This is a genomic window from Sulfurospirillum multivorans DSM 12446, assembly GCF_000568815.1.
GTDB lineage: Bacteria > Campylobacterota > Campylobacteria > Campylobacterales > Sulfurospirillaceae > Sulfurospirillum > Sulfurospirillum multivorans.
The window spans coordinates 939,245-960,798 of sequence record NZ_CP007201.1 but is presented as its reverse complement, the minus strand read 5'-3'; the positions used below and the strand labels follow the sequence as shown (position 1 = coordinate 960,798).

The window sequence follows — 21,554 nt, the reverse complement described above, 5'->3', positions numbered from 1 at the left end:
TTACATGTAAAATATCAGCAGAATAAACTTTCATTTCTGTATAATTAACCCTTCATTTAACGCTTTATGAGGAATTTGCATGACCATTGCCCTAAACAGTACTTTGGGAGAGCCAAAGATCGGCTCAATTCTTCTTATCGACCCCTCCAAAATGTTTTCAAAAATGCTGCAAAGATCACTCGAAGCGCTGGGGTATCCTGTGCGCCATGCAGACACACTACACGCCGCAATTGAACTTCTGACATTTTCCTCGTTTGACCTCATTATTTTAGATCTCACACTTCCGGATGGTGAAGGTGAGATGATTCTGCAAAATCTGCATATTTTTGAAAACCATAAAATTTTTATTTACACTTCTGACGCCAAAACAAACCACTATGAAGAGTGGTCACGGTATGGTGTTTTGGGTTCACTTTGCAAAACTTCTCCACTGCCTGTTATGATTAAAGAGATTCATAAAACAATGAAAGCGCTTTTGTACAACACCATTTATTCCATTTTGGTGGTGGATGCCTCACCCATAAGTGCACAGTACATTCAAACCATTTTACGACCGCATCATTACGATGTTGAGATTGCTCAAGATAGCACGCAGGCTCAAAAGCTTCTGGATGTCACCGCGTTTGATCTGATTATCTTAGATTTTTCGGCTTCAAGCGCTATAAAAGAGTCGTTGCTGGTGCAGTTTCGGAACATGAAACAAAGCATGCATATTCCCATTTTTATCCTCACAGAGCATTACGATGCTAACACTATTAGAAACCTTATCAAACAAGGGGCGAATGAGTTTTTTCATAAGCCATTTATTGAAGAAGAGCTCCTGTTAAAAGTCGATTTTTGGATCGAATTTGAGCGTAAAACCAAAGAAAATAGCTATCAAAAAATACTCTTGCAAGAATATAAAAATGCGGTTGATCGAAGTACCATTGTCTCAAAAACCAACAAAGAGGGCATCATCACCTATGTCAATGATAAATTTTGTCACATCTCAGGCTATCGTTATGAAGAGCTCATCGGGCAACCCCATAGCATCGTGCGTCATCCAAGTATGCCTAAAGAAATTTTCAAACAGATGTGGGAGACGATCTTAAAGGGTGAAAAGTGGGAAGGCGTGGTCAAAAATAGGCGCAAAGATGGCTCAGCCTATTGGGTCAATGCCGTGATCAATCCTATCATCGATCACAAGGGGAATATTGTCGAATTTATCAGCATTCGAACCGACATTAGTAGCGTACATGAGATTCATGATTCACTTCAAACGCAACTCAAAATTTCGGAAAAAAACTTTGAAGATGCGTACCACATGTTTAAACAATACGAACATGCCATCAATGAAAGTACCATCCTAACCCGTACCAATTTGGAAGGTAACATCACCTTCGCCAATGAAAATTTTTATAAAACAACAGGCTTTTGCGAAGAAGAAGTTATTGGAAAAAATCACAACATTATCCGACACAAAGACACACCTAACGAAGTTTTTACCGATTTGTGGAGAACCCTAAAAAAAGGAAAAGTCTGGCGCGGCGTCTTTAAAAATCAGCGCAAAGATGGCAATGCCGCTTGGTTTTACTCCACAATTTTACCCATTTTCAACAAGTACCGTATTCCACTTGAATACATGGCAATTCGACGCGACATCACCGAAATTATCAACCTACATGAAGAGCTTGAAGCGACCCAGCAAGAGGTTATTTACCGTATGGGCGAGATCGCGGAGAGTCGTAGCAAAGAGACCGGCAATCACGTCAGACGCGTCGCCGCTTACTCTCGCCTTTTGGCGCTAAAATACGGTCTGGATAAAAAAGAGTCCGACCTCATCGGCTCTGCTTCTCCGATGCACGACATCGGCAAAGTGGGTATTCCTGATTCGATTTTGCAAAAACCAGGTTCTTTAAATGAGGAAGAGTGGGAGATTATGCGTACTCACGCAATGTTGGGTTTCACGATTTTGCAAAACTCCACACGCCCACTGCTTCAAGCAGCAGCCATCATCGCGAAAGAGCATCATGAAAAGTACGATGGAACGGGCTACCCGCTCAATCTCAAAGGAAGAGACATTCATCTCTACGCTCGCATCGTTGCCGTTGCCGATGTTTTTGATGCCCTGAGTCATGATCGCTGTTACAAAAAAGCATGGGAAGACGCGGCTGTTTTTGAATTTTTTGAGCACGAACGTGGGAAACATTTTGACCCGCAAATCGTCGATCTTTTCCTCAACGCCAAAGAGGACTTTCTAGCCATTCGCGATAGCCTCAAAGACGCCATCAACTACGCGATCTAAAAACCTCGAACCGTTTTACTTCTGCGTTGAAGACGCCAACTGTAGACCAAGTCCTGCAAAGGTCAGTGCAAAACCACGGCGTAACCATGTTTGAACACGGTGTGATTCCATCACGCTTTGACGAAACCCATGCGCTAAAAGACCGTAGATCACAAACACCACAAATGTCATCAGCATAAACACCGCACTTAACATTACCATATCACCCAGTGGTGATGTCGTTTCAGGCGAGACAAATTGTGGTAAAAATGCCAAAAAGAAGATGGTCAATTTGGGATTGAGAATGTTCAGCAAAAACGCTTTGGTCGCCAAAGAGAGCGCACTAGAACGCGTAGAAATAGCTTGAGCTTCAAAACCACTTTTGTCCTTCCATGTCATGTATGCCAGATAAAACAGATACATAACACCTGCAATTTTCAAGACTTCAAACGCCAGAGCACTCGTGTGCATAATGGCAGCAAGCCCAAAAATCGTTGCTAAAAGATGCGGCACAATGCCTGCTGTGCACCCAAGGGCAGCATACACACTGGCTTTTCGACCTTGCGCCAATCCTGTTGAAATGGTAAACAAAACACCCGTACCAGGAATCAGCACCACAATCAATGATGTGATCAGAAATTCTACGCTTATCATAACAGAGCCTTCAGAGTGAAATAATAGAGTCATTTTATCACAGAGTGCCTTTTAGGGCTTATTCCGTTTTCATATACCCAAGGTTACTCTCATTATTGAGCCGTTTTACAACACTTTCTTGATAAGAACTCGCAAGAGAAGGTATATTTAAAATAGTCTCAAGGATTTGTCTATATTTTTCAGGCTCTCTAAAAGCGTTATTTGCCTCCAAAATAGAAATTTGAGGCGTCTTTTTTTGCAGAATCACCCGCACGTCATTGTTAGATCCTATGATGCCTTCTTGTAACACTTTATAGTACCATCCCGTAAATCCACTGGTGAAAATCTCATTGGTAAAGGCTTTATGATTCCATCTTCGCGAAATTTTCCAACACGGTTTTCGCGGCTGTGAGACTTGCAAAATAGCTGTACCTATCTGATGAATATCTCCTAACGATACATTGCTTTCGTGCAAGCCTTGTATCGTTAGATTTTCCGCTAAAGCACCATAAGGTAAAGACTCAACTTCTAAAAATGAAGCCCAATGCGCATAGTTTTCATAGCTGTTGGCAAAGATGGCTTTATCGATTCCGCCATGGTGCATTTTATCGGCGACTTCATCGCCAGCTAACCCACTAAAACTTGCAAAAAGAGGGACTTGGCTGACTTCTTTAAACGAGGCACTAACCCACTCTTTTTCCAAAAAATCTTTCGATCGTGTATCACCATAAGTTTTCGCACGTCCCACTTGAACGGAGAGTACACATGCTTTCATCTTAACTCCTTGATCTTCTTCGTATATTCTAATACAACACGTCAAATTTTACTTTGATGCGCCTCAAAATCTTTACATGTAAAGCTCTAAAGCTTACACATTTGGCGAAATACTTTGAAAATTTCTTCGGCATTCACCTCGATTCCTTTTTCATCACACAACTTTTGCACTTCTAAAGCAATTTCAATTTGCATCGTTTTCGTCGTTTCGATGCCGTAAAACTCTTTGAGCACATACGCCACGCCGCTTTTGCCCGATTGCGAATTGATGCGCACCACATCACGGTAATCCCGCTTAATATCCTTTGGATCGATGATCAAGTACGGGACGTGCCAATAGCCATCTAACACCACCTTTTGATACTCCATACCCTTCTTTATTGCGTCCTGATGCGTGCCCGAAAAAGCCGTGTAAATCATAGAACCTACATAAGGGTGACGGGGAGGAATGGTACTGTGTGTCAATGTGATGATCTCCTGCAAAATCGTATCGATATTGTAAATATCTAACATCGGATCGATTCCCTGAGAGTAAAGATTGAACGCCATCGTAACCAAGTCAACATTACCCGCTCTCTCGCCATTTCCCAAAAGCGTGCCCTCAACCCTTTGTGCTCCTGCTAAGATCGCCATTTCCGCGCTCGCAACCGCCGTGCCTCTGTCATTGTGCGGATGAACGCTCAATATTACCGCGTCACGTTCTAACATCTGTTTGCTCATCCACTCGATTCTATCGGCATAGATGTTGGGTGTGCATGCCTCTAAGGTGTTGGGCAAATTGATAACCATGGGCGCATTTTTCGTTGGCATCCACTCGCTGATAACCGCATTGACCACATCGCGTGCAAACTCCAACTCGGTTTGTGAAAAGCTCTCGGGTGAATACTGAAACATCACATCACCTTTAAATTTTGCCGCCTCTTCTTTGATGATGCGTGTGCCTTCAACCGCTAAAGCGATAATCTCCGCTTTGCTTTTGTCAAACACAATTTTTCGCTGATTGTCTGCCGTTGGATTGTAAAGGTGCATCGTTACTTTTTTGGCACCATTCAACGCTTCAAACGTTTTTCTAATGTGTTTTTCGATGGAAGGCATTAAGACTGCAACCCTAACATCCTCAGGGATTAAATTTTGCTCAATCAACGTTCGACAAAAGTCAAAATCCGTTTGAGAAGCGCTCGGATACGCGATCTCGATCTCTTTAAATCCCATCGCAACCAATTTTTGAAAATACGCCAATTTTTTGGTCGCATTCATCGGCGCTACAAGGGCTTGATTGCCGTCTCGAAGATCGGTACTAACCCAAATGGGAGCACCTGTAATAACGTTACTTGCCCACTCTCTGTGAGATAAAGGAACTAAGGGGTACGGTTTGTATTTTTTAAACGTTTGTGTCATGTCTGTATTTTGCATAGAAATATCCTTAAGTTATGAATGAGCCAATAGCTCATATAGGCAGAAAAATCTTGCGTCATGGCAAGAAAAACAGCAATGAAAATGAATAAAATTGTGCTAATTAGGTAGAGGTATCCTCAGGGCTAAAAAGCCAATTTAAAAATCAACAGTGAAAATAAAGGGGTGAGTGTGAAGTGTTAACGGAGCTTCAGGAGGAGGACGACGACGAGTGATGCGTTAGAAAATTGCGCTATGCTCTGAGGTTGGTGTATGGTGTGATGGGATATAAAAGTTGCCATCGGTTCTCCTTTAAGAAAATTTGACAAAAGTATAGCACAGAAGTTTGAAAATCGCAAAAGAGGTTTTACATGTAAAGCGTTTGAAGGCATGTAAGGAGAGATTTCTCCTTACATGTAAAGACTAAAACTTGCCTTTTTCCTTAAGCTTTTTATACCACGCATTGTGAAGGAATTTGACTTCCTCTTCTTCGACGTAACCCGTGATGATGCTGTGAATGGCACCCTTAATCGCAACCGCTGCCATATAAATATGCGTAAAGAAGACAGCTACTAAAATAAAGCCCATAACATTATGGATAATAGCAGAAGCTCTTAACATATCAATGTGGCTCAAACCCGTAAGGTTATGCAACATCTCGATTTTAAAGTCCATAAAGAACATCATCGCACCACTTAAAATCATGACTAAACCACCCAAAATACAGACCCAATACCACATCTTTTGACCTGCGTTAAATTGGGTTGCGTTGATGATGCGTTTTTCTTTAGAGAGATACCCTCCTAAGATCATGAACCATTTAATATCTTCCAGATTAAAAATCGCCTCTTTAATCCACATAAGTGCCATGGGAATAATGACAATGGCAAACGGAATGGTGAAAATTCCATGAAGGTTTTTTGCCATTCTCACAAGTGTACCACCCCCAAAGAAATCACCAAACACGATAATAAATCCTGTGGGGATAATCACCAAAAAGCTAACTGCCGCGATTTGGTGAACCGTTCTATGGAACAGATTAAAGGCATAATGTTTATTATGACTGTGTGGAAATACTTTTTGTCCTATAATTTTATAGTGTAAGAAAAAGACGGTCGGAACACCGATCAGTACCCCTAAAAACACCCATGCAAAGTATTTGCTTTGCAATAAAGTAAACCAAGCGCCTAATTTTAAGCTCTCTTCTTGTCCGTACCCTAAAATATTTTGTATACGCATTTCACCCCAGATTTGACTATTGGTAGCCAATGCCACCGTAGCCAAACTTAGGAGCGCAATGAGTGCGTAAAAATACTTTCTCATTGCTATTCCTTTCATTGGTTTTTATAGGCTTTATCCCATCCGTACGATGAGTTTATACCTTTTCCGCCACGAGCCGTAACACGCTCTCTGATGACATTGGACACGGACTGCGCATCACCGACTAAAAGTGCTTTGGTTGAACACATCGCTGCACATACAGGAACTTTTCCCTCAGCAATACGGTTTTGACCATACAGTTCAAATTCATGATGTGAATTGGTCGCAAGTGGACCTCCTGCACACATCGTACATTTATCCATCGCACCTTTTGAGCCAAAAATACCCTCTCGTGGAAACTGAGGTGCACCAAATGGGCATGCGTATAAGCAGTATCCACAACCGATACACTTCTCTTTATCATGAAGCACCACACCGTCTTCGCGAATGTAGAAACAATCTACGGGGCAAACCTGCTCACATGGAGCGTCCGTACAGTGCATACATGCAATCGAAGTAGAGACCTCTTTTCCAGGAATTCCCTCATGAATCGTAATCACTTTTCTGCGTGCAATTCCAGCAGGCAACTCATGCGCTTCCGCACAAGCAATGCTGCATCCATCACACTCAATACATCTGCTCTCATCGCAGTAAAATTTCATTCTAGCGTTTTCCATCATGTGCCCCCTACGCTTTCTCTACGCGGCATAAACCCGCTTTAGATGCAGGAATCTGCGTAATGATGTCATACCCATAACTCACAACCGTATTGGCACATTCACCGCTGGCATAAGGCTTCGTTCCTGCTGGGAAATTGCCCGTCATGTCCACACCTTGCATAAAGCCTCCGAAGTGGAACGGTAAAAAGACCATATTCGGTAAAACGGTGTACGAATACTTCGCCTTTACTTTGATTTTGGTACCTGCTGGAGAGTGTACCCACATCATGTGACCGTTTTGGATGCCGTTTTTGCCTGCCAAATCAGGATGAATGTCGCAGAACATCTCTGGCGTTAAGGCACAAATGTATTTTGAGGCTCTGTTTTCCAAACCAGCACCCATCATCGTAACCAAACGACCGGTTGTCATGACGATCGGGAACTCTTTGGTGTAGTCTTTCTCTTTTTGTATCGTTGCATACTTTGTGGTCACACGGAAATGGTTCTGCTTGTCCGCATACGTTGGGTATTTTTCAACCAAATCAGGACGTGGAGAATAGAGTGGCTCACGGTGAAGTGGAATGCGATCAGGGAACGTCCAAACAACGGCGCGCGCCTTAGCATTTCCATAAGGTGTCAATCCAGCTTCAAGTGCTAAATCAACCAATTTACCACTCGTACATGTTTTCCAGTTCGCACCACAAAGATCTTTTTCAGAGGCACTAAGCGTTCTTCCAATGAGTTTTTCGATGTTCTCTTTGGTAATTTCAGGGTATCCGCCATTGACTTTTGAATCTAGTGGCGCTGAACCATTACCCGCAAGCAGGCTCACGCCATCTTTTTCCAAACCAAAGTTATTTCTAAAGCCCATACCGCCTTCGCTTACAGGCACATCGACGTTATAAAGGTTTGGTGTACCGCCGTGTTTTACACTCCAGCATGGCCATGGAAGACCGTAATACTCGCCCTTCATCTCGCCTTTTCCTGCACCCGTGATTTCATCAAACAGATGCCAGTTATCGGTGTGTTTTTTAATACGTTCAGGTGTCCAACCCATCATACCAATGGTTCTAAGGGTTCGCGAAATCTCAATCGTCGCATCTTCAGGCCACTGGAATGTTTTTTTATTAAGTGTCATTTCAAGATAACCATCGCTTTTGAGGTTCATCATCATCGAACGGGTGTACTCTTCATAAAACCCTAAACGCTTGGCAAGTTCAAACATAATCTCTTGATCAGGCTTGCTCTCATAAAGAGGCTCCACCACTTTAGAACGCCACTGCGCACTTCGGTTGGTTGCTGAAACGGTACCACTGCTTTCAAACTGTGTCGCGGAAGGCAAGATGAAAAGATTGTCTTTTCGATTGGTCAAAATTGCTGCTTCGTTCACAAACGGATCGGCAATGACCAAAAGTTCTAGGTTATCAAGACCTTGTTGGATTTTAAGATTTTGAGAGGTTGACGTGATGCCACAGCCCATAACGACAAGCGCTTTAAGATTGGTTCCTGCATTTTCAATCGCATCTTCACCCGGTTTTCCAGCGAGAACGCCTGCCCACCAACGTGCTAACGTAAAGCCTGGTTTTCCCATCCATGAAGCATCTTTAAACTGTGATTTGATGTAGTCATACTCCACACCCCACATGCGTGCGTAGTATTTCCATGAGCCTTCCACCAAACCGTAATAGCCAGGAAGTGTGTCCGATAAACATCCCATATCGGTTGCACCTTGAACGTTGTCGTGACCTCTAAGAATGTTCGTACCACCACCTGCTTTTCCCATATAGCCCAGTGCCATTTGAAGAATAGGAGCAATACGTGTGTTTCCTGTACCGATGGTGTGTTGGGTTAAACCCATTGCCCAAAGAAGCGTACCAGGAGAGTTTTTCGCATAAACGGTTGTGATTTCGATGAGAGTTTCTGCACTAACGCCTGTAACATCCGCAACAACTTGAGGTGTCCATTTGGCAGCTTCTGCTCTGATTTCATCCATACCATACACGCGATCTTCGATGTATTTTTTATCTTCCCAACCATTTTTAAAAATGATATGTAGCATACCATAGACAAAAGGGATGTCTGTGCCGGGGCGAATTTGTGCAAAATAGTCTGCTTTTGCAGCACTTTTTGTGAAGCGTGGATCAATAACGATAATTTTTGCGTTATTTCTCTCTTTTGCTTTTAAAATATGACCAAAACCTACAGGGTGATTAACGGCTGGATTACAACCAATAATAAAGATAGATTTTGCATTTTGGATGTCTCCAAACGAGTTTGTCATTGACCCATATCCTAATGTATTCGCCACACCGGCGACTGAGGAGCTGTGTCAAATTCGTGCTTGGTGATCTATATTGTTTGTACCAAAAAACGCGGCAAATTTTCTAAAGTAGTAGGCTTGTTCATTGCTCATTTTGGCAGAGCCTAAGAACTGAACGGCATCAGCGCCATCTTTTTTCTTAAGTTCACTCAATTTTTTCGCAATGCGATTCAGCGCTTCATCCCAAGAGAGACGTTTCCACTGACCATTAACTTTTTCCATTGGATACTTGAGGCGCACTTCTGATCTGACCATATCGATCATATCAGCACCCTTACAACAGTGTCCACCAAGGCTAATTGGGTGATCCTGAGCAACTTCTTGACGAACCCAAACACCGTTGTGAACTTCTGCGATCACACCACAACCGACTGAACACGATGTACAGATGGTCTTAATTTTTTTGCTTCCAGGAAACGGGTCTTTGACCTCTTCCTCTGTTGCGGCTCTTGTCACTTTCTCACTGGCAAAGCTTGATGTTGCGCCAAAGACGCTTCCCAATGCTGCCATTTTCAAAAATGATCTACGACCTACGGTCGTGTTTAGAGCACGCGCTGTTGTGTTTTCCATAACGCTATGTCTCCTTGATGTTAGAGGGCCGCTTTATAATACTCGTCCCAATTCGCTGTTTTGGTATAGGTAATCTCTTTTTTTGGTGATTTTCCCTTTACCACGCCATTCGTACCTTTTGTCCCAGAAGCACTTGCCTGTACACCCACAACACCTACGGTTGCGACCGCACTTACAAGAGCAGCTTTTTTAACAAAGCCACGTCTGCTTTCGTTCATCTAGCATCTCCTTTCGTATTTTGAACTCTGCATTATTTTAAGAGTTCACCCCAAAAAATGACAGTTTTTTCGGGTAAGCTCTTCAATAAATTTTGAAAGCCGAAAGATTACAAGTTAAATTATTAAATTAAGATTAATTTTATTTAAACTTAGTGGCGAGGAGATACTATCAGTAAAAAGGGGGAGAAAAGGGAGAATGGGTCTAACGATAAAGTAAAGGGCACTTTACCTTTAAGTGCCCTATTTTTGTCACGCTTTAAAAAGTTGGTAAATAGAACTAAAGTCCTCGTCGCCTTTGCCCATCATTTTCATTTTGGAAAAGAGCTCTTTGGTGACACTTGCCGTGTAAAGCGGACGGTTCAAGCTGTACGCCAAGTCTTGCAGACAGTGTAAATCTTTCGTGATCGCCGCGGTGCTAAAATGCGGGCTAAAGTCCTCATCGATGAGCTTTTGTGTTTTAGCCGCGAGTACGAGTGACTTTCCGCCCCCTGCGCCCAAAATCTCTAAAAGCTCTTTTTTATCGATGCCACACGCTTCTCCAAGCGCCGTACACTCGGCAATCGTCGCCATAAATGAGCCAAGACAGAGGTTGTTGATAAGCTTCATCTTCGCCGCAAATCCCACCTCTTTGAGATGGAAAATCGTAGAGGCAAATTTTTCAAGAAGTGGTTTACATGTAAGAAAGGTGCTCTCTTTGCCAGCACACACCGCGGTCAACTCACCTTTACTCGCAGGAACAACACTGCCTAAAACAGGCGATTCGAGGTAATTTCCACCCTGCTTTTCAACCATGGCATGAAACTCAATGACATCGTTGAAATGGTTGGTCGAAAGATCGATGATGGTTTTGCCTTTAAGCGTTGCGCTTAAAAGTCCGTTTTCCATCGTTAAAACATTTCGGACTCCATCTGAGTCAAACAGACACATGAGCACCGTGTCACACTTCTCCAAGAGTGCTTTGGGTGAGCTTTCACACACAAACCCTTTGGCCTCTGCTTTGGACGTTGTACGATTCCAAACGATGACCTCTTCTCCCATGCTCGTTAAGCGTTTTGCGATGGCTGAGCCTAAATTTCCAAGTCCTATAAAACCGATTGCCATGTTCATTCCTTGTGGTAGTTTTTAGAATTATAGTCTAAATTAGACTCTTTATCAAGACAATTTTGCAAAAGTTGTGTTATGATTTTGACATGAAAAAAGAGCTCAAATCTTATGTTGCCCTATGCGACGCCCTCGGAAAACTGTTTTACCCCAATGTTGAAGTCGTCATGCACGACTTGGAAGCCAAAAAACTCGTCCACATCGTCAATGCCTTCTCCAAACGCCGTGTCGGCGATGCGATGCTGAGTGAGCTTAAAGATCTAAACAGTATTAAAGAAAACTGGGTCGGACCATACGATAAAACCAGTAGTGAAGGCAAACGCCTCAAAGCCGTCAGCATCATCGTGCGAGACGCGGACGAAAAACCCATCGGGATGATCTGCATCAACTACAATACAGAGCCCATCGAAACGCTCTTCGAGTCGCTCAAAGGCTTTTTACATGTAAACGACTCCGCACCCAAACCTTCCGTGCTTTTTTCGCAAAGTTGGAGAGAACATACGGATGAAACGATAGAGAAGTACTTAAGCAGTAAAAACATCGCCCTATCAGGTCTTTCAAATGACGATAAAAAAGAGTTGGTAGTTTTCTTAGAGAGTGAAGGCATCTTCGCCATTCGTAATGTCGTGGGGTATATCTGCTCGGTTTTAAATGTCTCGAAGGCTACGATTTATAATTGGTTGAAGGTGGTGAGAAGTTAAGATTTAAGAGCGCAAAAATATCCACAATTATTAAGGATAAAAAGCGTAAAAATGCCTAAATATAGCCTTTTTAGGCATTAAATATATCCGCAAATTTATTCTATCCATAAACTATTTAACAATTTCACTAATACATGTACTGTCGTTGAGGGATTATCATTTTCTGGATTATGAGCTACTTCATAAGATGCCATTAATCTTTCTGCATTTTTAATGGCAGTTTCTTGCAAAGCCTGAAGTTCATCAAAAATAAGTTTTGTAAAAACAGCTTGTTTAATGGTATCTTTATCAAGTTGTCCAAATTTAGACTCATTTCGAGCTTGCAATTTTTCTATCACTTGTGTTAAAAGCTCATCTCTTAAAATGGCTGTTTCACGAGGGTTAAAATGAAGTAAATACCACAATTCAAACGCATCGTTAGAATAAGCCACATCAACTTTTAAACTTTTAGCTTGGGCTAATGCACTGTTAAAATCTTCGGGACTATGTCCTCCGCCATTCACGTGTTCTTTATCTCTATCGATCACAATCCATTTGTGTTTAAAATCTTTATAGCTTTTACCACTAAATTTACATCGATGCTTTTTTAAATCTTCCAAAATTCCTGTAGGATGGGTATTAGTATGTTTTGCAATGACAAAAGAGTCTGGTGTAATTTTTCGTGACTCTCTTAACTGTCCAATAAGTGCTTTAAAATAAGTAGGTGCAGAAGCCTCATCTTCACAAGCTATGATAATGTCAGGAATTTGCTCTTTCGTTGCAATTGTACGTTTTAATTCCTGTTTGGTTTGCTCTCTTTTTCGTGCTTGTTCAGCCTCTTTATCTTTTCTTCTCATAGCTAAAACTCAAACTTTCCAAGATACGGGATGGCTCCGTATTTTCCTTGAATGTACTCTTTCTCAAAATCTGCGTCTTTTCGTACATCTTTAAACTCTGCTAACGCATTCAGATGAGTAGAACCATACACGTCTTTTTCCGTAAACCAAATTTGATCTCGTCTAAACAAATGTGGCTTTAAAAGGTTGGTATCATGCGTTGTGAAAATCAATTGGGCATTCTTTGTGTTCACTTTTGGGTCATGAAAAAGTTTAATGAGGTGCATCGTAAGCATTGGATGTAAACTTGCATCAAGTTCATCAATCGCTAAAATTTTGCCTTCTTGTAAGGTATTTAAAATCGGTGCTGACATTTTAAAAAATTTACGCGTACCTAAAGACTCTTCTTTATCCAGCTCAAAAACTTCTCTCCCAACTGCATTGTTTTGTTCATCAAATTTTCTATGGTAGGTATTGATAGCGACTTGCTTAAAATTAATAACCTCTATATTGTTTTCTTTTAATTTTTCTAATGCCATTAATTTTTCTAACATATCTTTGGGAATATCCGTTTCTTCCAATTGAATATCTTCAAGACCAATATCTGCCGTCTTTACAAACTTAATGATTTCAGTTCTAAAATCCTCATGTTCCATTTGTTGCATCGTATAATTAATATATCCATCATGACTAATACCATTGATGATATTAATATACTTGAACCAATTCAAAATACTTTTAGAAATTTCACCATCATTTTGGTCACATTTCCAAAGAAAGAGTTGATTTTTTGAAATATTAATTTTTAAATTTTTTTTGTCAAAAAATTGATACCCCTCTTTAAAAGAAGGATTGACATATTCTTCTTCATCGGCTTCTCTGTAAAACAGTTTTGCTTCTTTTCCTTTTTCATCGGCATAGAGCCATTCAGCATAAACCGTTGTAGTATCCATTTCAAAACCGTAACGGTATTTAGCCGTGCCAATAAAAAAGATAATCTCAAAGGTGCTTGAAGCATCTTGTGTTGCAGTATTCAGTTTAAAAGGATCATGCGGAAGTGTATCTGTTGATTGAATGACTTTCATTTTATTAAGAACAACATTTTTCATAAATGACATAGCACTCAAAACATTGCTTTTCCCACTTGCGTTTGCACCATAAATAACCGCACTATTGAGTAACTCATAATTTCGAATTTTAAAGCATCGTTCTTTATCTTTAGTGGAGGTCATCATACTCAAAGTGACTTTGTCTTTAATCGAGCGATAATTATCAACACTAAATTGTACTAACATGAGTAACTCCTCGTTTTATTACTTGTATAATATCACTATAAAAACAAAATAAAGCTTATTTTTGTAAATTTTTAACAAATTTTATATATATTTTAAAAAATACTATTTTTATCCCAACTTCCAAATCTTAAACCGTCTATTTTTAATCGTAGTAGCACAAAGCCCATCAAACGCTTTATCAGCGTATTCGCGCGCTATGGCGACGTAGGAAAATTTCTCTAAGATGTCGATTTTACCGATAACGCCAGCTTCCAGTCCTAAGTCTTTGGTCAGCGTTCCTAGTATGTCGCCTGCGCGCATTTTATGCTTTTTGCCTGCGTCGATGCAAAGTGTGATGTAGAGGGCTTTTTTTGGCTTTGAGAGGGTTGGATTTAGGTCGCTGATGCTTTTACATGTAAAGGCGAAATTGGACTCGGTAAGTTCTTCAAAAAAGCCCTCTTCTCTTGGCGTGACAAAACTCACGGCCATGCCCTCTTTTTCCATGCGTCCTGTTCGACCAATTCTGTGTGTGTAGATTTCCATCGTTTGAGGTAGTTCGTAGTTGATGACCATCTCGACATCTTTGACATCCAGTCCACGTGAGGCAAGATCAGTCGCTACGAGGATTTGGGAACTGCCGTTGGCAAAGAGAAGCAGGTGCTCATCACGGTCTATCTGCTCTAAGTCGCCATGTAAAGAAAGCACATCAAAGCCTTCATCTAAAAGGTAACCTTGAAGCTCTGCGACGCCTATTTTGGTTTTGCAAAAGATGATGACCGACTTGGCATCGCTTTCCAGTAAAACGCCTTTGAGTGCCGCTTCTTTTTCGCGTGGCTCGACGGTGTAGCAGATTTGTGTGATGTTCGGAGACGTGGTTGCCTCTTCTTCAATGCTTACATGTAAAGCGTCATTTTGCACTTCATTGCACATGCGCTCGATCTCTTTGGGGAAGGTTGCAGAGAAAAGCAAGGTTTGACGTTTTTGTGGCATCTTGGCGATGATCTTCTCAATGTCTTCGTAAAAGCCCATGTCAAGCATGCGATCGGCTTCATCGAGTACGAGCGTTTTGATGTGCTCAAAGTTGATGGTTTTTTCTTGCAAATGTTGCAAAATGCGCCCAGGTGTGCCGACGACGATGTGTGCGCCATGCTCTAGGTTGATGCACTGTGGTACAAAACGAGCACCACCACACAGCGTGACGATCTTGATGTTATGGGCAAACCGAGCCAAACGTCTGAGCTCCGCAGAGACTTGTTCGGCAAGTTCACGCGTGGGGCAAAGTACGACCGATTGGATGTGCATGGAGTTTACATGTAAAGCTAAAAGCAGTGGCAGTCCAAACGCGGCAGTTTTGCCACTGCCTGTTTTGGCTTTGGCGACGATGTCGCGCCCTGCGATGATGTGCGCTAAGGATGCCTCTTGGATGGGCGTCATGGTGGTGTAGCCAAGCTGTGAGAGGTTGGCTAACATGTCCGCATTGGTGATCAGTTGCTCAAAAGAGTGGGTTTGTGTTGTTTTCATGGCGCAAATATATCACATTTTTTGCAAGAAACGTATTGATTGGGTATAATCAATCCTTTAAAGAAATCTACGAAAAAAATCGAAAGAGTCTCATGCAACGTTACCCTAACTTTAAGAGTTCTATTGCGTCTCGTCTTTTTGGCGTTTTCGCGTCTAAAGAGTTTCCAAGCTCACTGCAACGCATCATCAACCAGTCGTATACGGCGATGATGAAGGTGGATTTGACGGAATTTGAAGAAGCATCTTCGTACAAGAGTTTGAATGCGCTTTTTACCAGACGTTTTAAAACGCGTCGCCTTTTTAACATCAGTGAAAAAACAGTGATCTCGCCTTGCGATAGTTGTGTGAGCGCTTTTGGAAGTATTGAAGAGCATCTTGCGTTACAAATTAAAGGATTTAGCTACGATGTGAGACGCCTTTTGGGCGATTACATCGCAAAAGATAAAAAAGCGCGCTTGGATGGAGGAGCGTTTGTCAACTTCTACCTCTCGCCGCGTGATTATCACCGTTACCACGTTCCTATTGATATGCGAATTGCCAAAGCGGTGCACATTCCTGGGAAGCTTTACCCCGTAAACTTCACATGGCTTCGTAAAATTGATGGACTTTTCATCGAAAACGAGCGTGTTGTGCTAGAATGTTACACCAAAGAGAATAGACTTTTTTACATGATCTTCGTTGGTGCTTTAAATGTGGGCAAAATGGCGTTTACATTTGATGCCAACATTCAGACAAATGCCAAATCAAGCCTTCAACAATGTTATCGTTATGACGATCTTTCGCTCTCAAAAGGAGATGAACTTGGTCATTTTGAAATGGGGTCTACCATTGTTATGCTTTTTGAAAAAGAGTCCATCGATCTCGACCTTGGCAATACAGGTCCTGTCAAATTCGGGCAACCAATAGGGGGAATACGCTATGGAGCGCAAGCAAATAGCATCGTTGAAGCAGATGAGTCGGGGGATGACGCTTCTTTACATTGAAGATGATCCACAAGCAAGAAATGCGGCGACCAGTCTTTTTTCAGAATTTTTTGACACCGTTATTGTAGGCGAAGACGGAGAGGAAGGCGCACGTCTGTATGCCGATTCGCACGCAAAGATCGACATTGTCATCACAGACATTACGATGCCACGCATGAATGGCATTGAGCTGATACAGAGCATTCGCACCATCAGCGCTGACGTGGCGATCATCGTTCTCTCTGCTCACCATGAGTCAAACTTTCTCACCCAAACCATTGAAGCGGGCGTGGATGGGTACCTGCTCAAGCCTCTAAATATCTCGCAACTGATCCAAACGTTGCACAAGGTGATCGAAAAAATTCACCTTCGGTATGAAAATGCCAAAAATGTTCTTCTGCTCAAACAGTATGAAAACATCACCAATCTCAGCTCCATCATCTCTAAATCCGACCCTAAAGGGGTCATCACCTTTGTCAATGATAAATTTTGCCAAATTTCTGGGTACACCAAAGAGGAGCTGATAGGCAGATCGCACAATATCATTCGTCATCCCGATATGCCCAAAACGGCTTTTAGGGATCTTTGGAAAACGATTAAGGATGAGAAAAAAACATGGCAAGGCATCGTGAAAAACCGCGCTAAAAACGGTGATACTTACTATGTCAAGACAACCATTCAGCCCATATTAAATCCTGATGGTGAGGTGGAAGAGTACATCTCGTTGCGCCATGACATTACCGCGATCATGAGCGATAAAAAGCAACTTTTCGACTTTTTAGAAGCGAACCGTCTTTCCGTGCTGATCTTGGTGCAAATCGAAGACTACACCATCTTAGAGAAGTTTTATGACAAAGCCAGCGTTGAAAAAATCGAAATGGCTTTTGGTAAAAACATGCTCTATCTTATGCCCAATCGTTGGGGATTTCAAAGGGTGTATCACCTTGAAAATGGCTTGTACGCCTTTGCGATCAATCGACGTAACTGCAAGGCAAGTAAAGAGGAGATCCACGCTGTTTTAGAGCAATTTTTAGCCAATGTCAAAGAATATATCGTCAAAGTCGATACCGTTGAATACGACATCTCTGTGATTTGTAGCTTTACGTATGGCATTTTCAAAATCTTTGAAGATGCCAAAATTGGCATCGAAAATGCGATCCAAAACAAACAATCCATTATCTACGCCGATGGGCTCTCCGGCATTGAGTATGAAAATGCGCTTAAAAATATTGAGACGATTCATATGATTAAGACCGCGATTGACAATCGTAAAATCATCTCGTACTTCCAGCCCATCGTCAATAACACCACTCAAAAAGTTGAAAAATACGAATCCTTAGTACGCCTTGTGACCGAAGAGGGGCAGCTTTTAACACCATTTTATTTTTTAGAAATCGCCAAAAAAGGACGCTACTACTCCAAAATCACCAAGATCGTTTTGGATAACTCGTTTGAAGCACTACTGAAAGTCCCCGATGTTGCGATCTCCATCAACCTCTCCGTGCATGACATTGAGCGCGATGAAATCACGGATTATATTGAACACCTTTTGATTAAGCATGAGAGCGAGGCGCATCGTGTCATTTTTGAGCTCTTAGAGAGTGAAGATATTAAAGACTTTTTTCTGATTAAACATTTTATTCAAAGGGTGAAAGCAAGGGGCGTTAAGATCGCGATTGATGACTTTGGAACGGGGTATTCTAACTTTGAGCGACTGCTTTCGTACGAGCCTGATATTCTTAAAATCGATGGAAGTTTGATTAAAAATATTAAACACAACACCGCCAGCCAACACATCGTTGAAACCATCGTGCTGTTTGCCAAAAAACAGAATCTCACCACCGTCGCAGAGTTTGTCGAGAGCGAAGCCATTTACGAGATGGTACGCGACATAGGCGTTGATTTCTCCCAAGGCTACCACTTTGGAAGACCTGAAATGTTTTAGAAAACGCTTTTACATGTAAGCTTACATGTAAAAGCGCTGAGGCGTTTTAGAACTTATAACTGGCACTAAATCTAAACTCATCTTTGTCTTGAGCCCCTGCTAAATCACGGTACTCTTTATCGTACATCACAAGGAAACTGAGCCCCTTGAGCGCGCCATCAAAGGCGTAATTGCCCGTGAGTGAAACATACGATGCTTTGCCATACGAGAGGTCATCATCATCGGTTATCGTATAACTTGTCCCAAGCGTTGTCGTAGGCGTAAACGCGTAGCCAAGCCCGATGGCATAAGCATCGGTATTGGCAGGGTAACTGCTGGAGAGAATGATGGTTCCTGTATACGCAAGGTCTGCGCCCCAACCAATGCCCGGTGTCACGGTAGCATCTTTGCTCACAGTTGTGTACGCGACATAACCACTGAGTGCGCCATACCCTAGGTTTGCTTTTAAGCCGTAAAGATCAGCATCTTTGCTCCCCGTGACCTCTTTGTCGCTGTAGTAGTATTGTGCGCTCAAGCCGTAGATAAAAGCATTCACGGCAACACTGTACGCCGCTTCTGCGTACGCCATCGCTCCGTTGGTTTCCAAGTCTTCCGCATACGCCGCGGTTAAGGTTAATCCTGTGATGCTTTTATTGACCGCAACGAGGGTGTATGCACCATCTTCCAAGAGTGGTGAGACCCCGTAAGGATTATTATAGGTGGTAAATTTGCCGATGTTGCCCGCTCCATCGGTTTGCGCTTGGAATTTTTGCACGTAGGCTGCGGTTAATGTTGTGTTGGGAAGATCGGTATTGACGATGTTTGCACCTTCAAATGCCTCTTTAACGATACGATTGCCCAAAGAAGCGATAAGTGGTGTATTTAAAAACATGCGTCCGACTTGAACGGTGGTTTTGCCCGCACTGTACGCTAAATAGGCTTCGGAAAGTTGTGCACCTGAGCCGTACTCATCCCAACCAAACTGCGTTTTAGCCGTGCCACTTGCAAATGGCGCACTGTTGGCTTGCCCTGTTAAGCCAAGGCTAAAGCCATTGTATGAGCATGTGGTGTAACCAAGTACGACGCCCGTGTTGAAGATGGAAGCTGAATTGATAGAAGGATTGCGGTCGCGATCCCAGTAAAATGCTTTGAGTTCACCACTGATTTTGCCCTCTTTGAAAGCATCCGCTAAGGTATCGGCACCAAAAGAACAGGTGCTAAGTCCTGCAAGACACAGCGCTGCCACACTAAGATTTGCCAATTTCATATGTTTCTCCTTGAAGATAAAACCACTTTACATGTAAAATGGTTATGACGTTAATTTATGCCAAAAACGATGCGCTACGCCCTGCGCTTAAACGCATCCAGACAGACGCATAAACCCATCTGTCTAAACCTTTAATTTGCCCGTTGTATTAAGAATTAATTTGAAGCTTCAAGGAAAATTTTAAATAAAAAAAAGAGCAAAATAATCGCAGGTAAACAGCGTTAATTTGACGAAAAAACAGGAAAGAAAAGGAGAACTCTCTTCGGCTAAAAAAGGAAGAGAGTTGAGATTATTTTTGGGTACGAAAGGCTTGAAGCATGCTTTTTAAATCATCACTCTTCTTTGCTTGCTCCGTGCAAATGGTTTGTAAACCGAGCGTTGTCTCTTGAGTCTCCTCTGCGAGGTGAACCATGGTGTGTGCCACATCAACCAAGGCTTCAAGATGATGCAGTGTTTGGCTATTTTTTTGCATGGTCTCGTCTGCATTATGGGTTGCCAACAAAAGCTTTGCATCAGACTTCTTTGCCTCATCAATCAACGTTTGAGAGTTTAGCGAGATAGCTGTGGCATTTTCAGAGCTCTTTTGAATTTCAGCGCTAATTTCCAAAATACCTGTGGTAATAGCATGCACGACAAGACTGATCTCTTCGAGGCTTTTTTGAGTCTTCTCTGCCAACTTACGCACTTCATCTGCCACCACGGCAAATCCTCTTCCATGCTCACCCGCACGCGCTGCCTCAATCGCCGCATTTAAAGAGAGCAGATTGGTTTGCGACGCAATCTCTTCAATCGTCTCTAAAACCGTTTTGATCTGTGTGGCATGCGTGGTTAATTGTGTCATTTTATCGGCTAATGCACTTTCGTGCTCACTATCATACTGTATAGCTGCAACGGAAGCTTCAAGCTCACAAAAGAGCTGACCGAGCGATTTTCGTGCTTCTTGTAGATTCGTAGAGCTTATTTGAGAGAGGGAATACGACTCATTTGTTTCACTGCGTATTGCCATGATGGAACGGTGAACTTGCGCAATCGCATCAATTTGCGAAGCAATCTTTTCAACAACAGAAGATGCAATCGTTCTTAAGGCTTGGGCAGACTCTTGATTGAGGGAGGAGCTTATTTTAACATCGTGAAGTGTCGTTTGTATTTTGGATAAGAACTCATTGATAAGCGATGAAACAACCCCTAGTTCATCGTACTGCTTAATCTCAAGGCGTTTTGTTAAATCACAATCACCTTTTGCCACGTTATAAACCATCAACCGTAACGTTTCAATGACACCAAAAATCTCTTTTTTAAAAAAGAGCGAAAAACTTATCAAGATAAGGGCTACCGCTAATGCCATAAAAAAGACAATGCGCAGTTTGGCACGAAAAATACTCTCTTTAGATGTTTGTGTCGAGATAATCAGTTCGCTCACACCTAAAACATCATTTTCTTTCGCATTGGCATGGCAGCTAAGACACGATACTTCGGCTTTGAGAGGAAGCGCTATGCGTATGTACTCTTGATCTTTTTCTTTAAACTCTTCAAAAAACTCTGTGTGTTGGTGTAAAAGCGGCTCTAATTTTGCAGGAATCGGCTCATCTTTCGGGCTTGCAAAAAGCTCTTTAACCGATGGACTTTTATACACTTTCAGTTGCGTTACACCCGAAATAGATGCCGCATTTTGAATGGTAGTTGCGATTACTTGTGGATCGCCGGAGTTCATACTCTCTTTGATGGTTTGAAAAAAGGCAGAAGAGAGCATCGTTGAAGAGGTTTTAAATTGACTTTTAGCCAATTTTTCAAAGTCATACGATATTAAAAAAAATAAAATACCAAGCGTACCAAGCGTTGCAACAAAGAGCGTAAAAATAGTTTTAGCTTTAATTGTTTTTAACATCATTCTACCTTTAAG

Annotated in this window: 17 protein-coding genes; 4 read left to right on the top strand and 13 right to left on the bottom strand. The window is 42.0% G+C overall.

The genetic code is table 11. The features are described 5' to 3' along the window. The first annotated feature begins 79 nt into the window (after positions 1 to 79). Positions 80 to 2,284, top strand: coding sequence for a PAS domain S-box protein (locus SMUL_RS04850; protein ID WP_025344138.1), 2,205 nt, complete (start codon positions 80 to 82; stop codon positions 2,282 to 2,284). Between the two features lie 15 nt (positions 2,285 to 2,299). Here SMUL_RS04850 and SMUL_RS04845 read toward each other — a convergent pair whose 3' ends face one another. From SMUL_RS04845 to SMUL_RS04805, 8 genes are all read right to left on the bottom strand, one after another. Then, the gene (locus tag SMUL_RS04845) at positions 2,300 to 2,917 is read right to left on the bottom strand and encodes a LysE family translocator (protein ID WP_025344137.1); all 618 of its coding nucleotides are present in this window, start codon (positions 2,915 to 2,917) and stop codon (positions 2,300 to 2,302) included. 58 nt (positions 2,918 to 2,975) lie between these two features. Further along, a complete protein-coding gene (locus SMUL_RS04840; protein WP_025344136.1) occupies positions 2,976 to 3,671 on the bottom strand; it encodes an MOSC domain-containing protein in 696 nt (231 codons plus the stop codon). 86 nt (positions 3,672 to 3,757) lie between these two features. Continuing rightward, complete coding sequence (locus SMUL_RS04835; RefSeq protein ID WP_051492673.1) at positions 3,758 to 5,083, bottom strand: 2-isopropylmalate synthase; 1,326 nt, start codon at positions 5,081 to 5,083, stop codon at positions 3,758 to 3,760. Between the two features lie 402 nt (positions 5,084 to 5,485). Further along, the gene (locus tag SMUL_RS04830) at positions 5,486 to 6,385 is read right to left on the bottom strand and encodes a formate dehydrogenase subunit gamma (RefSeq protein WP_025344135.1); all 900 of its coding nucleotides are present in this window, start codon (positions 6,383 to 6,385) and stop codon (positions 5,486 to 5,488) included. A gap of 11 nt (positions 6,386 to 6,396) precedes the next feature. Then, a complete protein-coding gene (gene fdh3B / locus SMUL_RS04825) occupies positions 6,397 to 7,002 on the bottom strand; it encodes a formate dehydrogenase FDH3 subunit beta (protein WP_025344134.1) in 606 nt (201 codons plus the stop codon). 7 nt (positions 7,003 to 7,009) lie between these two features. Then, positions 7,010 to 9,871 (bottom strand): molybdopterin-dependent oxidoreductase, encoded by a 2,862-nt coding sequence (locus tag SMUL_RS04820; protein WP_223809772.1) that lies wholly within the window; start codon positions 9,869 to 9,871, stop codon positions 7,010 to 7,012. A gap of 20 nt (positions 9,872 to 9,891) precedes the next feature. Next, positions 9,892 to 10,089, bottom strand: coding sequence for a twin-arginine translocation signal domain-containing protein (locus tag SMUL_RS04810; RefSeq protein ID WP_025344131.1), 198 nt, complete (start codon positions 10,087 to 10,089; stop codon positions 9,892 to 9,894). A 249-nt stretch (positions 10,090 to 10,338) separates the two neighbouring features. After that, the gene (locus tag SMUL_RS04805) at positions 10,339 to 11,190 is read right to left on the bottom strand and encodes an NAD(P)-dependent oxidoreductase (RefSeq protein ID WP_025344130.1); all 852 of its coding nucleotides are present in this window, start codon (positions 11,188 to 11,190) and stop codon (positions 10,339 to 10,341) included. Between the two features lie 89 nt (positions 11,191 to 11,279). Between SMUL_RS04805 and SMUL_RS04800 the strand changes: the two genes are divergently transcribed. After that, on the top strand, positions 11,280 to 11,891 hold the full coding sequence (locus SMUL_RS04800; RefSeq protein WP_025344129.1) for a helix-turn-helix transcriptional regulator: 612 nt from the start codon (positions 11,280 to 11,282) through the stop codon (positions 11,889 to 11,891). Between the two features lie 95 nt (positions 11,892 to 11,986). Here SMUL_RS04800 and SMUL_RS16520 read toward each other — a convergent pair whose 3' ends face one another. The 3 genes from SMUL_RS16520 to dbpA all read right to left on the bottom strand — a co-directional run bounded on the left by SMUL_RS16520 (position 11,987) and on the right by dbpA (position 15,501). Next, a complete protein-coding gene (locus SMUL_RS16520) occupies positions 11,987 to 12,727 on the bottom strand; it encodes an RloB family protein (RefSeq protein ID WP_051492672.1) in 741 nt (246 codons plus the stop codon). Between the two features lie 2 nt (positions 12,728 to 12,729). Then, positions 12,730 to 14,001, bottom strand: coding sequence for an AAA family ATPase (locus tag SMUL_RS04790; protein ID WP_038533033.1), 1,272 nt, complete (start codon positions 13,999 to 14,001; stop codon positions 12,730 to 12,732). 108 nt (positions 14,002 to 14,109) lie between these two features. Next, positions 14,110 to 15,501 (bottom strand): ATP-dependent RNA helicase DbpA, encoded by a 1,392-nt coding sequence (gene dbpA, locus SMUL_RS04785; RefSeq protein WP_025344127.1) that lies wholly within the window; start codon positions 15,499 to 15,501, stop codon positions 14,110 to 14,112. Between the two features lie 92 nt (positions 15,502 to 15,593). Here dbpA and SMUL_RS04780 point away from each other — a divergent pair, with 92 nt between their 5' ends. Together SMUL_RS04780 and SMUL_RS04775 are read left to right on the top strand one after the other, a co-directional pair. Beyond that, a complete protein-coding gene (locus SMUL_RS04780) occupies positions 15,594 to 16,484 on the top strand; it encodes a phosphatidylserine decarboxylase (protein WP_025344126.1) in 891 nt (296 codons plus the stop codon). Beyond that, complete coding sequence (locus tag SMUL_RS04775) at positions 16,420 to 18,408, top strand: EAL domain-containing response regulator (protein ID WP_223809771.1); 1,989 nt, start codon at positions 16,420 to 16,422, stop codon at positions 18,406 to 18,408. Before SMUL_RS04780 ends, SMUL_RS04775 begins: the two co-directional genes overlap by 65 nt. A gap of 46 nt (positions 18,409 to 18,454) precedes the next feature. On the opposite strand, the gene SMUL_RS04770 is transcribed toward SMUL_RS04775, so the two are convergent. Continuing rightward, a complete protein-coding gene (locus SMUL_RS04770; protein WP_025344124.1) occupies positions 18,455 to 19,654 on the bottom strand; it encodes an OprD family outer membrane porin in 1,200 nt (399 codons plus the stop codon). Positions 19,655 to 19,943: 289 nt separating this feature from the next. Further along, positions 19,944 to 21,539: a methyl-accepting chemotaxis protein gene (locus SMUL_RS04765; protein ID WP_025344123.1), complete on the bottom strand. Its 1,596-nt coding sequence runs from the start codon at positions 21,537 to 21,539 to the stop codon at positions 19,944 to 19,946. Between the last annotated feature and the right edge of the window lie 15 nt (positions 21,540 to 21,554).